13 protein-coding genes and 1 pseudogene are annotated in these 13,025 nt (G+C 38.5%); 3 read left to right on the forward strand and 11 right to left on the reverse strand.

What is annotated here, in order from left to right:
• Positions 1 to 40 precede the first annotated feature (40 nt).
• From CJZ72_RS11940 to CJZ72_RS11975, 8 genes and pseudogenes are all read right to left on the reverse strand, one after another.
• The gene (locus CJZ72_RS11940; protein ID WP_005877655.1) at positions 41 to 358 is read right to left on the reverse strand and encodes an AzlD domain-containing protein; all 318 of its coding nucleotides are present in this window, start codon (positions 356 to 358) and stop codon (positions 41 to 43) included.
• Positions 351 to 1,140: pseudogene (locus CJZ72_RS11945) on the reverse strand (AzlC family ABC transporter permease). The gene CJZ72_RS11940 and the pseudogene CJZ72_RS11945 overlap by 8 nt, the downstream one beginning before the upstream one ends.
• A gap of 187 nt (positions 1,141 to 1,327) precedes the next feature.
• The gene (locus CJZ72_RS11950; protein ID WP_005877651.1) at positions 1,328 to 2,266 is read right to left on the reverse strand and encodes a cation diffusion facilitator family transporter; all 939 of its coding nucleotides are present in this window, start codon (positions 2,264 to 2,266) and stop codon (positions 1,328 to 1,330) included.
• A 227-nt stretch (positions 2,267 to 2,493) separates the two neighbouring features.
• Positions 2,494 to 2,895 carry a DUF4430 domain-containing protein gene (locus CJZ72_RS11955; RefSeq protein WP_081133609.1) on the reverse strand — a complete coding sequence of 134 codons (402 nt, stop codon included), beginning with the start codon at positions 2,893 to 2,895 and terminating at the stop codon, positions 2,494 to 2,496.
• The gene (locus CJZ72_RS11960; RefSeq protein ID WP_005877645.1) at positions 2,892 to 3,392 is read right to left on the reverse strand and encodes a hypothetical protein; all 501 of its coding nucleotides are present in this window, start codon (positions 3,390 to 3,392) and stop codon (positions 2,892 to 2,894) included. Before CJZ72_RS11960 ends, CJZ72_RS11955 begins: the two co-directional genes overlap by 4 nt.
• Before the next feature lie 92 nt (positions 3,393 to 3,484).
• Positions 3,485 to 4,528, reverse strand: a complete 1,044-nt coding sequence (locus tag CJZ72_RS11965) for a hypothetical protein (protein WP_005877643.1) — start codon at positions 4,526 to 4,528, stop codon at positions 3,485 to 3,487.
• A complete protein-coding gene (locus CJZ72_RS11970) occupies positions 4,525 to 5,412 on the reverse strand; it encodes a V-type ATP synthase subunit I domain-containing protein (RefSeq protein WP_005877641.1) in 888 nt (295 codons plus the stop codon). The genes CJZ72_RS11965 and CJZ72_RS11970 overlap by 4 nt, the downstream gene beginning before the upstream one ends.
• A gap of 206 nt (positions 5,413 to 5,618) precedes the next feature.
• On the reverse strand, positions 5,619 to 5,810 hold the full coding sequence (locus CJZ72_RS11975; RefSeq protein ID WP_005877639.1) for a hypothetical protein: 192 nt from the start codon (positions 5,808 to 5,810) through the stop codon (positions 5,619 to 5,621).
• 158 nt (positions 5,811 to 5,968) lie between these two features.
• On the opposite strand from CJZ72_RS11975, the gene CJZ72_RS11980 reads away from it, so the two are divergent.
• The 3 genes from CJZ72_RS11980 to CJZ72_RS11990 all read left to right on the forward strand — a co-directional run bounded on the left by CJZ72_RS11980 (position 5,969) and on the right by CJZ72_RS11990 (position 9,547).
• Positions 5,969 to 7,471 (forward strand): DUF1846 domain-containing protein, encoded by a 1,503-nt coding sequence (locus CJZ72_RS11980; RefSeq protein ID WP_081133610.1) that lies wholly within the window; start codon positions 5,969 to 5,971, stop codon positions 7,469 to 7,471.
• A 228-nt stretch (positions 7,472 to 7,699) separates the two neighbouring features.
• Entirely contained in the window at positions 7,700 to 8,881 is a 1,182-nt protein-coding gene (locus CJZ72_RS11985; RefSeq protein ID WP_016176634.1) for a NupC/NupG family nucleoside CNT transporter, read from the forward strand.
• Between the two features lie 120 nt (positions 8,882 to 9,001).
• Positions 9,002 to 9,547, forward strand: a complete 546-nt coding sequence (locus tag CJZ72_RS11990; protein ID WP_081133611.1) for a guanylate kinase — start codon at positions 9,002 to 9,004, stop codon at positions 9,545 to 9,547.
• 127 nt (positions 9,548 to 9,674) lie between these two features.
• Here CJZ72_RS11990 and CJZ72_RS11995 read toward each other — a convergent pair whose 3' ends face one another.
• The 3 genes from CJZ72_RS11995 to CJZ72_RS12005 form a co-directional block, all read right to left on the reverse strand.
• The gene (locus tag CJZ72_RS11995) at positions 9,675 to 10,637 is read right to left on the reverse strand and encodes a sce7725 family protein (RefSeq protein WP_081133612.1); all 963 of its coding nucleotides are present in this window, start codon (positions 10,635 to 10,637) and stop codon (positions 9,675 to 9,677) included.
• Positions 10,638 to 10,643: 6 nt separating this feature from the next.
• The gene (locus CJZ72_RS12000) at positions 10,644 to 11,333 is read right to left on the reverse strand and encodes a hypothetical protein (RefSeq protein WP_081133613.1); all 690 of its coding nucleotides are present in this window, start codon (positions 11,331 to 11,333) and stop codon (positions 10,644 to 10,646) included.
• 203 nt (positions 11,334 to 11,536) lie between these two features.
• Positions 11,537 to 12,988 (reverse strand): amidase, encoded by a 1,452-nt coding sequence (locus CJZ72_RS12005; RefSeq protein ID WP_081133655.1) that lies wholly within the window; start codon positions 12,986 to 12,988, stop codon positions 11,537 to 11,539.
• Between the last annotated feature and the right edge of the window lie 37 nt (positions 12,989 to 13,025).

The following is a 13,025-nucleotide window of genomic DNA, read 5'->3' on the forward strand; positions in this document are numbered from 1 at the left end:
AATAAAAAAGCCGCTCTCTAAGTTTAGAGAAGGCGAACTTTTATAACATGGATAATAGAAATACAGAAGCTAATCCGGTTAATACCGACAAAGCCATCGAGCGTGATTTGTAGGCTACTCCTGCCACTAATACCATCGCTAGGACTTTGATATTCCATGCGATATCTAAATGCTCATGGGTAATGAACACATCTTTGAACGCTAGAGCCGCAAAAAGTGCTACCGGTACATATTTCATCCACTCGCTAAACCAAGATGGTACTTTACGGTGTGTAAAATAAAGCATCGGGAACAGCCTAGGAACATAGGCTACCACGAACAAGCTTAATACTAAAAGCAACAGATACGTCTTAGTCACGATGATTGACCTCCTGATCTGGGAAATTGAAAAGCGGTTCGTTGACATGTTTGCCACGATTCTTTAGTCTCTTTAGCTTCTTCGCTTTTTCTTTCTTAAATGCTTTTTCCAGACCAAATCCAGCTAAAGAAGCAATGATCGTCGCAGCAATCAATCCAAACGTATTTTGGAAAAGTACCATGAAGATGACACCTAAAACACCTGAAAGGACACCTGTCAAAATCAGCAGCGCATTTTTCATCTGCATCACGAACATAAAGATAAACATTGCTGTCAAAGCAAAGTGAACAAGATCTGCATCAACACGAATGACTGATCCAAAGAAGTTCCCAATCATGTTACTACCTGCCCAAGAAGCCATTGAAAACCAATTTACATATAACGCTTTTTGCTTGTTCCATGTAGGATCAGTTGAATATTTCAAATAATTGACTGCATAATTTTCATCATTTAAAGACTGTGAAAAAACAGCTAAAAAACGTTTTTTTTTCTTTTTTCATAAATCCGGAAAGACTTGATCCTAACAATGTATAGCGTAATTCCAAGAAAAATACCATCAAAAGTGTGGTTGCAAAAGATGCTTGTGTTGTAAGCATCGAAGCAACTAAAAATTGCGCCCCGCCAGAAAAAACCAAAATAGACAGCAGTCCAGCTAAAATTGGATCAAAGCCAACTTTTTGTAATAGCACTCCACAAGCCAATCCAACTGGGATATAACTTAAACAAAGTGGCATTACTGCGTGCAAAGACTGAAGCCATGGCGCACTTTTCTTTTTATCCATCAAAAATGTCTCCTTCAATTACAACAAATAAACAGCGGATTCATTGTAACATAAAAAAACGAAAATGTAGCCGTTTTATCTAAAAACAAAATTATTTTTTTCTCATTTTCCGACTAATTCCTGAAATATTGCATCAAAAAACTGGGGATTTCCACATAAATAATACTGTGAAAATCCCCAAGGGTTCTTATTGAATCCGTTGATAATTTGGATCATACTTATCCGTTTCGATGTAAATATATACTTTTTTATCTACTAGAGATTGACGGATCGATCTTTCGATCTCATTGACGATCCTGTAAGCTTCACTTTCGCTTGATTCAAAAATATCGATCTTTGCGGCTACTAGTATTTCAGTTGGGCCTAAGTGAACTGTTTTGACATCAATCAAATGGGATACTTCAGGTCGCTCAAAAGCTTTTTTGATTTTTAGCAAGTCACTAGCAGTGACACTTTCTCCAATGATCAAACTGTAAAATTCTTTTGCCAAGAAAATGGCTGCGCCCATCAAAAGTAAACCGATCAACATGCCACTGATTGCATCAAATTCTGCAATACCAGTAACCATCGTTAAGATCGTTCCAAGCAAAGCAAGGATTAAACCAATCACTGCACAGAAATCTTCCGTGAAAATAATCAAGATTTCACTATGACGGCTCTCACGTAAAAATTTAAGTGTCGATAACTTTTCAGTGTTCAACTCATGGATTTCCTTCATCGCAATACGTAAAGAACTGCCCTCGATTGCCAAGCCGAAAAGTAGAATGATAATTACGATTAGTGGATTACCAACTTCATGGGAAGGATGTGTCAGTTTTTCGAAAGCTTCCATCACACCAAGCGCACCACCACCGAAGAAAAGCATCATTGCTACGATCGTACTAAAGAAGTATTTTGCTCGCCCTTCACCAAATTGATGCAGTTCGCTTTGCCCGCGACTTGCCCGTTTATCTCCAAAAAGTAATAGTATCTGGTTGCTACAATCGACAATACTATGGATACTTTCATTTAGCATTGCTGCACTTCCGCTGATCGCATAGCCGATAAATTTACTGATGGCCACTAGGATATTCGCTCCTAGCGCAGCAATCACTGAAAACATCCCGCTTTTCTTTAAATTTTCCATTGTTTTTCCTTCTTTCTTCTAACAGAGGCTGGGAAAGAAGTGTTTAACTCCGAGAAATAAGAAGAAATAAACGAAAATTACTTTTCAAATTTTTGTGGATTTCGGCTTATTTAAGAAGGTGTTGCTTCTGCTCCCACCGTTTATTCGTTTTTAAAGAATGAGACAAAAGTGTTTCTTCCTTTTGTCCCAAGCTCATTTCCTTTTCTTGTTGGTGCGACTACAAATGCTTAGATTTTTGCTAAATCAAATACGATCTGCTGATTTTTCTTTAGCACAATCTCCTTTGCGCCTTTCGTTGCACTTTTTCCATCAATCGTGAATGTCCAATATTTTTGTTTCTGCTTATCTTGTTTGTGGCCATCAATCGATGTAATGAATCCCTGCTCTTCTTCAATAGCAAAATTTTCTTTTAAAACAGTCAAAAGGTTGTCACCCGTCTTAAAAGACACTGTTTTACTTGAGAGCTGTTTACCATCTTCCTGGATAATGATGGTCGTTGTTTGCTGTTTTTGTTGTGTCTGTTCCGTCTTAGATTGCTGATTTTCCTCTTTGGATGAATCAACAGTTGTGCAGCCACTCAACAACAAAAGAATACAGCCGACAAGACTGAACAAATAGATTTTTTTCATTTTTTCCTCCCATTTAATCGATCAAACCGTTCGATGACGGGTAAAGCAAGTAGAAAAAATACAAGATTTCCCGTCGCATGGAACAGATCAAAACTGAGTCCTTGGATATAGTATACAAAAGGATTCGTTAACTGATAAAGTATACTATCAAAAATCGTCATGAACAAGCCAAAGAATAAACCTGCCAAAAAAAAGCAACTACCCGTCAACCATTTTTTCTCTCGGTTAAGGTGTGTTTGTACAACCCAAAAAAGAATTAAAATCAGACTAAAACTAATCCATTGTCCGATCATCCACGGGCCAATCCCAAAATAAAGATTACTTAAAAGGAGCGATAGCGTCATGACAAGCAATGCATCTTGTAGACCAAAGTACAGCACGACAAAAAGAAAAATGGCTGTCATCGGCTGCACATTAGGAATTAACTGAAAAATGATCCTGCCAACCACACATGCTGCAGATAACAGACTCAACTGAGCTATTTTTTTGGTCGTCATTTTTTGGCAACTCCCCTTTCGCTTATTTATACGGAACAAAAAAACATGTGACGGTCGCTAATCTGACCGTCACATGTTTCTAACTCAAGCACCTAGTTCTTGCGAACCATCAGTGGTACTAAAAATTCATAATTGATAAAGAAATCAATGACAGATCGATGGTAATCGCCAGATGAGATCGTCAATCCCGTTTGATTCTGTTCGTTCTTCGTGATCGTCAACGATTGACCTTTGTCTAACAGAACTTTGAATTTTTCCTCGGTCAATTTTTCGAAATCATACTGTGGATTCTTCATTGCAACAATGAAGATATCATCCAATACTGATTCGCTAAATTCAAATTCACTCTGTAGATTCAAGTGAAGTGGTTTAGTGTTATCAAGCAATGTTTGATTCACGATGAAGCCTAATTTTCTTGCGTGTGCTAAAAGCTGGTTCAGCTTGTGATTGAAAATCGTGATCTGTCCTGCAGAAAAGACCCGATCGACTGACCAGTAACGGATCAGTGATAACACCCGATCATCCTGAACGGTGACCTCCATCGTTTCTGGGATCACTTCTAATAAATTGATCGATTCTACTTGGTAGCGTTGATCGATTGTAGGTAGAACAAAAGAAAAGATCAAATGATTTTGCTCATCTAAACTATAATTGATGGAGAAATGTCTGGTTTCCCAACGATCGTAGGTAGTGGTCGATAACTCTAACCCAATGTCGTTCAGGGGTTTCAACAATTCATAAGTAAAGTACTCGATCAAGCTTGTCTTTCCAATTGGGGAAATCGGCTCATCTTTAAGTAAATAACGGTCAAAAGAATCTAGTAATCCTGAGAAATCTGCTTCAATCAGATATTTCCGTAAACGCAGATCTGCTAATTCTATCTCTGCTGTTTCAATCATATTCACAATATCCAGATGGTCTTTTTCTTTGCTATCAAGGTAAAGTTGATTTTCATCGACCGCGGGTTTACGTTCTTCTACTGGCTCATTCTCTTCGATGGTATCAGTAATTGATTCTGTTTCTACCTCAGGAGCAGCTTCTACTGTTTCTTCATTTTCTTGTTCAGCCAGTCCATCTAGCGATTCGATTGCTTCATTTTCTTGTTCTATTGGTCTTGTTTCATCCTTATGGCTCATTCCTCAGGCCCTCCCTCTTGAAACGTTGGTTCAGGATTTTCACTACCTAAATAAGTCATCAAAAAGTGGTGGATGGCTTGGCTGAATCCTTCTTTCCCACCAAAGAAACGCTTGATTTGTCGTTGCTCTTTTTCGACGATTGCCGCTCGAAGTTGGTCTGACTTTGCTTCTTTTAATAGTGTTTCTTTTTGTTGCTGGATTTTTTCAGGTTCTTCTATATAAGGTAGCCAGCCTAATTTTTCATTTGATAAAATTTGTTTTTGTTTCTCTAGCTCTTGGATTTCCTCTTCAATCTTTTTACGGTTCAAGAAGCCTTTATTATCATCTAAACTAGTGATTTTACGATTGATTTCTTTTAGTTCTTCATCTAGTCTTTCGATCTCCGCCTTAGCCGTGATCACCTTGGCATCCAGTTCATTGACCTGTTTGCTAAAATCATTCGGTTGTTGTGTAGCATAAAAGCCCCACTCCTCATCGATTTTTGGTAGGACAAAAATCTCTGGTAAACTTGCATCGATCCCAATCGTTGGTCTTTCATGATAATAAGAGCCAATCTTATAATAGCTCATAGTTGGGGAAATCGTTTCGACTAATTCCATAAAAGGAAATTCTTGAATAAAACGATCATGGATTTTTCGCATCAATAACTGATCGATTTCATGATTTTCATTTGAACTTTTTTTCAGTTCTTCCGTTAATTCACTATTGTATAACTGATAGATCTCTGGAATGTTTTCTTCCCTAACAGCTTTTTCAAAGGCTTGTAATGCTTCTAATAGCTGAGAAAGATTGGTGCTTGCTTTTTCTTTGATATCGTAAAAAGAAGCTCCTTCTTCATTCTGATCAATCGTTTCTTGTGGTTCTATTGGATTGGATTCCTTCATCCTACTTACCTCCTTACATTCTTAAAAAAACTCTGTATAGATACTTTAATAGTACCATTTTATAGAAAAAATTGTTACAACGGGCATCTTCTCCTATGTAAAATTCATTTTGTTTCGCTGTACGTTCAGTTCTCTTGACTTTCTGCAAGGTAAAAGTAAAACGAAAGAGCGGGAGTTGTCCCACTCTTTCGCACTAATGAAAGTTTTTATTTATTAGGCAGATCTCTGGTTGTGAAGTGGATACGCTGATTCTCATCACGAGTTAAAAGTGTTTCTTCATTCAAGTAAGAAAATTTCAATTCTTCTAAATCAGTATTTTCTAGCATTTTTTCATAACCGGTAAAAATAGAACGAATATATTGTTTATACGCGTTTTTCTTTTTCTGTCTTTTTTTCATGTGACACCTTCCTTATCACTCACTATCATACCAATGAATGTTTTACTAGACAAGCAAGTTTTTGCTAAATTAGGCATACTTTTCGCAAGTTGCCCTTTGGTAGTTGACGAAATCGAAAAAAAATGAAAAAATGCTTTAGTACTTAAGGAGGGAAACTAGTGAAAAAAATCGGTTTTGATTCAGAGAAATATATTGAAGAACAGTCTGCATATATTTTAGAACGAGTAAATCACTATGATAAATTGTATTTAGAATTTGGCGGAAAATTGGTAGATGACAAACATGCCAAACGTGTATTGCCTGGCTTTGAGGAAGATGCAAAAATCAAACTGTTACAAAAATTGAAAGATCAAGCAGAAATTTTGATCTGCGTATACGCAGGAGATATCGAACGCAACAAGATCCGTGGAGATTATGGTATCACTTACGATATGGATATCTTGCGATTGATCGATGAACTCCGTGGCTACGGCTTATCCATCAACAGCGTCGTGATCACTCGTTATAATGGTCAACCAGCAACAAAAGTATTTATCAATAAACTTGAAAGACGTAACATCAAAGTCTATAAACATGCTGAAATCGAGGATTATCCTGTAAATGTGGAAAAAATCGTTTCAGAAGACGGCTTTGGAAAAAATGACTATATTGAAACGACGAAACCAATCGTTGTCGTTACTGCTCCTGGTCCCGGTAGCGGAAAATTAGCAACTTGCTTGAATCAGTTATATCATGAAAGTCAAAAAGGCCATGCCGCCGGGTACTCAAAATTTGAAACCTTCCCTGTATGGAATGTTCCATTGAAGCATCCATTGAATATCGCCTATGAAGCAGCCACAGTTGACTTGAAAGATGTCAACATGATCGACTCTTTCCATTTTGATGCGTATAACAAAATAGCCGTCAACTACAATCGGGATATTGAAACTTTCCCTGTGATCAAACGAATCATTGAAAAAATCACAGGCAAAGAATCTGTTTACTTGTCACCAACAGATATGGGTGTGAACCGTGTTGGTTTCGGTATCGTAGATGATGCGGTAGTCCAAGAAGCATCGAAACAAGAAATCATCCGTCGTTACTTCCAAACAGAATGTGATTTCAAAAAGGGCTTGATCGATGAAGAAGCAGTCAATCGAATCAAATTGATCATGGAAGAAGTCGGCTTGCGTCCTGAAGATCGTAAAGTGGTGCTGCCCGCACACGATTACGCCAAAACGATCCAAAGCCCTACGAAAGACCCTGTAGCTGTCATTGCGATCCAATTGCCGAATGAAGTAATCATTACCGGACGTACTAGTTCATTGATGGATGCTTCGGCTGCGGTCATCTTGAATGCAGTGAAACATTTGGCACATATCGCTGATGATATCCCGTTGCTTTCACCACTTGTTTTGGAAACGATCCAAGGAATGAAATCAACTGCGCTTCATTCTTCTGTGGATACCCTAAGTTTGAATGAAGTATTGATTGCTCTATCCATCAGCGCTGTAACAAATCCAATCGCACAAGTTGCCTATGAAAAACTTGCAGAACTAGATGGCGCTCAAGCCCATTCAACAGTGATGGTCAATAAAAATGATGAACAAACATTAAAACAATTAGGAATCGATATCACTAGCGCACCACTCTTCCCTTCTGAAAATCTATACTATCAATAATTCGAGTCCAAGGACTGGAATCCACAAAAAAACTCTTAAAAGTTTCGTGTCATGTTGCTCATAAAGAACATGCTCGCAGAAACTTTTAAGAGTTTTTATTTTGTATAGGCCCTGATTTTCTCATGTATACGTTTCACTCTAAAAAACAGATGAAAATTGAACAGAAAAATTAGTAATTTAAGCGTAAAACAGGTAAAATTAAACGGAATTTTGATTAGGAGTGATTTTTTGAGTCATATTTTAGGAATTATCGGTTTGATTTTTATTTTTGGGATTGCCTTCTTGATTAGTACGGACAAAAGAGCAATCAAAATGAAACCATTGTTGGTGATGTTCGTCTTACAATTGGTATTCGGTTTCGTATTATTGAGAACCACGTTCGGTACGACGGTTGTTTCGTTACTGGCAAAACTATTTGAACAGCTATTAGCCTTTGCAGGTGAAGGAGTAAACTTCGTCTTTGCAGGGGTAGCAAATAAAGGGAGTGCACCATTCTTTTTAACTGTTTTGATGCCTATCGTGTTTATTTCTGCGATCATTGGAATCTTACGTTATATCAAGATCCTCCCCCTATTTATGAAAGGCGTTGGGTTAGGTCTAAGTAAAATCAACGGCATGGGTAAACTTGAATCATACAATGGCGTCGCCTCTGCCATCTTAGGACAATCTGAAGTCTTTATTTCCATCAAAAAAGAATTACCATTTTTATCTGAAAAGCGTTTGTTCACCATGAGTGTTTCTGCGATGTCCACTGTTTCCATGTCCATCGTTGGTTCATATATGGCACTGATCAACTCAAAGTATGTGATTACTGCTCTTGTGTTGAATTTATTTGGTGGGTATATTCTGGCATCGATTGTTAATCCTTACCAGTTGGATGAAAAAGAAGATGAGCTGATCATCGAAGAAGACAAAGAACAAACCTTCTTCCAAATGTTGGGTGAATATATTCTGGATGGCTTCCACGTAGCAATCACCGTTGCAGCGATGCTGATCGGTTTTGTGGCATTGATTGCCATGATCAACGCGATTTTTAGTGGGATATTCGGGGTGACTTTCCAAGAAATCCTTGGGTACATCTTTGCCCCATTCGCATTCATCAGTGGCATACCTTGGAACGAAGCCGTTGATGCTGGAAGTCTGATGGCAACTAAATTAGTAACGAATGAATTCGTTGCGATGACTGAATTAGCAAAAGGCAATTTCCAGTTCACTGAACGGACTACAGCAATCATTTCTGTATTCCTAGTTTCCTTTGCCAACTTCTCTTCGATTGGGATCATTTCTGGTGCCATGAAAGGATTGAATGAAGAAAAAGGAAATCTAGTTGCTAAACACGGGCTGAAAATTCTATTAACAGCAACTTTAGTCAGCTTTTTAAGTGCTATCGTCACAGGTCTATTAGTATAATAAGCAACCATTCAATTGCATTTTCTGAAAATACGCACTGTCGATTTTTAGAAATGCAATTTTTGTTAAGGAGTATCAATCATTACAAGGATTATCTACAAGCGTGAGGAGAGTAGAAAGATGAATAAATGTTATGTTTTTATCGGTCCTTCAGGTTCAGGAAAAACTTCGATCGCCGAAAAAATTTTTCGTCAAGACCAAAAAATCATCACCTATACCACTCGACGTCCACGGACTGGGGAACAAGATCAAAAAGATTATTATTTTGTTTCTCCAGAAGAATTCAATCAGATGATCAATGATCGTGCATTTGTTGAATGGGATGAGTACGCTGGAAACAAATATGGATCTAGCAAAGAAGAAATCACACAAAAGCTGGCACAGGATGATTGCTACACGATTTTGACAGCACCAGGTTTTTGGGCAGTTCATGCTGTTTTTGGTGAAAAGATCCAACCGGTCTTCGTCACGATCTCTCACACTAAATTGGAAGAACGCTTGCGAAGTCGCGGCGACTCCGACACACAGATAAACCAACGACTTGCGTTATTCCAAAAAGATCTAGAAGAGTTGATCGCGTTACAAAAACTGCCCAAATTGATCTGCTTGACGAATGATGGGAACCTTTCAGATGCAGTCACCCAATTTTATGCACAACTCAAATAGCATCAGTTTCATGAAGCAAAAAAAGTGCCTGTCAAAATTATCGAAAAAACCATGCAAATAGCCTAAACAAAAAAGATGCCTTACTAGCAACTGTTTTTGTTTAGGCTATTTTTCTAGCGATTATTTTTTACTTTTCCTCAACGATGGAATAAAGTGCTTCTACCCTCTTGTCATTCCTAAAGAAAGAATGAGGACGATCCAATAATTGACTGATCAATTCTAAATGATGCAACAACGTCCATTTTTTTAGTACACCTAGCCCTGGAAACTTCTGTTGATGGTAAATCATCAATAACTCTAAGAGTCCTTCTGTAATCACTAGCTGATTATGATTCCTCATGACCCATCTTTCTAGTTTTTCCGCCGCTTCAAAAAATTTCAACGCTTGGTCTTTTGCAGATTCATTGGTATCAGAAACAAAGTGTTTCACCCGCAAATTTCCATAAGCATCGATATACGTCACATGCAATGCTAAAGCTCGTCTGGGAAACCCTTTGTCAAAGTAGTGACTCCCTTCGATGGTAAAATCAGAGAAACCAATATAGCCATCTTCTCGAAAAAAGAGATAATCATCGCTAAAGAAATCATCTATTTTTTCACCATAGGCTTCTACATGTTTCCTTGTTTTAAACGATTCTTTGATCACGATTTTATTTTCAGGCAGCCAAATACGAATACGGCTATTATCTGGAATCAGAAACTGTGCATGTGTGTTCGCTAGAGCTTTCCAAATTTGTATCTCCTGTGGTTGGTGTTGTCCATCAAAGATAATCATATCAGGTGGATGATCGATGAGCCGTTCGTAGTTTTCTGGTGTAATGATCGATGCATTACGTAATGAACTATCTTCGAGAACCTCCCATGTATGCAGATGTTGGTCAAAGAGTTTAAATTGTCCTACTTGCGGGTTATCGATGATCGTCAAAGGATGCTTTTTTTTCTGGAATAATTCAACGACTCCTTTTAATGTAGCCGAATCACGAACCGGTTCAATGATCGGTTCTATCCTCTTCGAAAGAAGCCCTCGATTCACACTTTCTTTGAGCGCCAGTAGATCGAATTGTTTCCCTCTTAAGTAGGGATAATACATGATTTATCACTCCAATGGTTCCGTCGGTAAACGTTTGACTTGTTTTTGTTGACGTAGATATTCATAGTCTTGTTGTAAGGCATAGACTTCTTCTTTCAAATCTTGGATCGCTTGATTTTCCGTTTCTTCAATAAAACGTTCATAATACCGTTCTTTAGCAAAAGGATTTTGACTATCAGAGCGCTTTTTTAATTCTTTATACAATTGATCCGTTGGAAAATACTTCACGCCACGTTCCATTTGTTTCGCTTTTCTTACTTCTCGGAATAATGAAGCCATGAAACGATTCGTCAATGCCTCCTCTGCCACACCCAGCTCTCTTTTTCTTGCTTTTTTTGCAATAAAAAAAGTCCCTGAAGCAGGCATTTCTTCCTCTAACGCATAGGGACGATAGACCAACACCCCGATGTCTGTGGGGATTTCATCTTTGACGTCTTCGTAAAGCGTGCTTGGTAACACAAAATAATTATAATGGCCTACAAAAGATAATTTTGCCGTTGAACGGAAATCAGCCTTCGTTACTTTTAATTCATAACAACGCCATTCTCTACTGCCATCGAATTTTGTCAGACAACTTAACGTATCTACGATTCCTTGATCTTCTGGCATGGTTACCTCTTCTACGACGATCCCACCTTGTTCGATACAATATTGATAAAGAGAAGATTCCATTTCGATTGTCAAAGGAGTTTTCAAGACCCCCACCTCCGAACGTATTTTCGCTTTTTTTATTGTACCTTAAATCCAAGAAAAAATCTATCTGGATATAAATAGTAAAAAAGACGGGAACAAAGTGCCTCAAGCGGTGACTTTTGTTCCCGTCCTTCAATCGATCTTACTTAGAGTTACAGTGCTAGTTCTTTTTTATCTGTTGCGTGTTTTCTTTCGTTCTTGCATTATTACCGATAGCTAGGTGGTAAATGGAATTTTCCATGTTCCTCAAATAACTCACCTATCTGAAACAGCAAGTCTTCTCTTCCTCTAGCTGCCATGAATTGGATACCCAGCGGTAAGGAGTCTTTCGTCAGATGTGTTGGTAAACTAATTGCTGGCTGACCGGTCAAGTTTGCTAGTTGAGTATATGGCGTAATTTGCAAGCTCTCTTCAAACATCTCTGAGATGACTTCTAAGCTTTCTTTTTCATTGTATTCTTGGATATTTGCAATTTTTTCTCGAATCGCATCGCTTTGGAGATCTCTTGCTACTTCAGGAGCAGAAAAGGCAGTGGTTGGGGAAAGAAACAGATCAACCTCTTGGAATAATTCTTCCATTGTTATAGCTGCATGATCCCAAACATGCAACGAGCGAATATAAGTAGACGCTGACACTTTATTTCCATACTGTAATAATGTCCAAGAGATCGGTTCAAGTTCTGTTTGTCGGACTTGTCGACCTAAGCCATCCTCGATAGACTGGATCATCGCCGCGGTCTCTGCTCCATTCATTTGATAATACGATTGGATAAGCCGACGTCCATCCAATGGATAGTTGATCTCGATTACTTCATGTCCTTGTTGCTCTAAAAATAGCACTGCGTTCGCTACAGCTTGCTTTGCTTCTTCACTGATAACTGATCCAATCGGTGATGCAGTACAAACAGCGATTTTCAAGTGTTTTTTCTTTTCATGCGTTTGCCATTCTGCTGGCGCTACTTGATAAGGAGCACCAGTGTGAATTCCTCGTAGTCCCGTAAACAACGCTTTTGTATCTCTCATCGAAACGGTTAAGCCAAAATCAATTGCCGCACCTTGCCACCCTCGCCAAGCTTGTGGACCTACAGGCATCGTTCCTCTGGAAGGCTTTAACCCGATAAGTCCGCAAAAAGACGCTGGAATCCGAATCGATCCTCCCCCATCGCTGGCACCAGCCAATGGTAGGATACCAGAAGCGACAACTGCTGCTGCACCACCACTTGAGCCACCAGGTGAATAATCTGTATTCCAAGGATTTCTAGCTGGACCATAGATCTGAGCATCGGTGATATTTTTAAAGCCAAATTCTGGTGAATTTGTTTGTCCTAATGGCATAAGACCGATAGATTCCACTTGATTGACAAAGTTGGAATTTTTTGATGCTCGTTGTGTTTGAAATAATCTGGAGCCAAAAGTTGCCAGCCAGCCTTTTTTCTCTTGACCAAGCATTTTCAGCGGGAATGGTACACCATGTAGCGGATGGTCTGATTTTTCATTGAATTGTCTCTTCTCATCCAGTATCTTCTCAGGCTCGAAAGTGACTAGAGCATTTAGTACAGGATTCTTCTCATTGACTTTTTTTATGATATCTGCCATTAACTCCTCATGACTCAACTGTTTGCTTTTCAGTTGCCTTGCTAGTTCAATTCCATCTTTCAAGTATATCACTCCTTTTCTATAATTTTCCCATAACCCT

This window comes from Enterococcus durans (assembly GCF_002277935.1).
In the GTDB taxonomy this organism is placed as follows: domain Bacteria; phylum Bacillota; class Bacilli; order Lactobacillales; family Enterococcaceae; genus Enterococcus_B; species Enterococcus_B durans.

Excerpts from the sequence above, each read along its gene's own strand:
- CJZ72_RS11950 (WP_005877651.1), bottom strand. The coding sequence starts at position 2,266 with ATGGAAAATTTAAAGAAAAGCGGGATGTTTTCAGTGATTGCTGCGCTA.
- CJZ72_RS11955 (WP_081133609.1), bottom strand. The coding sequence starts at position 2,895 with ATGAAAAAAATCTATTTGTTCAGTCTTGTCGGCTGTATTCTTTTGTTG.
- CJZ72_RS11960 (WP_005877645.1), bottom strand. The coding sequence starts at position 3,392 with ATGACGACCAAAAAAATAGCTCAGTTGAGTCTGTTATCTGCAGCATGT.
- CJZ72_RS11965 (WP_005877643.1), bottom strand. The coding sequence starts at position 4,528 with ATGAGCCATAAGGATGAAACAAGACCAATAGAACAAGAAAATGAAGCA.
- CJZ72_RS11970 (WP_005877641.1), bottom strand. The coding sequence starts at position 5,412 with ATGAAGGAATCCAATCCAATAGAACCACAAGAAACGATTGATCAGAAT.
- CJZ72_RS11975 (WP_005877639.1), bottom strand. The coding sequence starts at position 5,810 with ATGAAAAAAAGACAGAAAAAGAAAAACGCGTATAAACAATATATTCGT.
- CJZ72_RS11990 (WP_081133611.1), top strand. The coding sequence starts at position 9,002 with ATGAATAAATGTTATGTTTTTATCGGTCCTTCAGGTTCAGGAAAAACT.
- CJZ72_RS11995 (WP_081133612.1), bottom strand. The coding sequence starts at position 10,637 with ATGTATTATCCCTACTTAAGAGGGAAACAATTCGATCTACTGGCGCTC.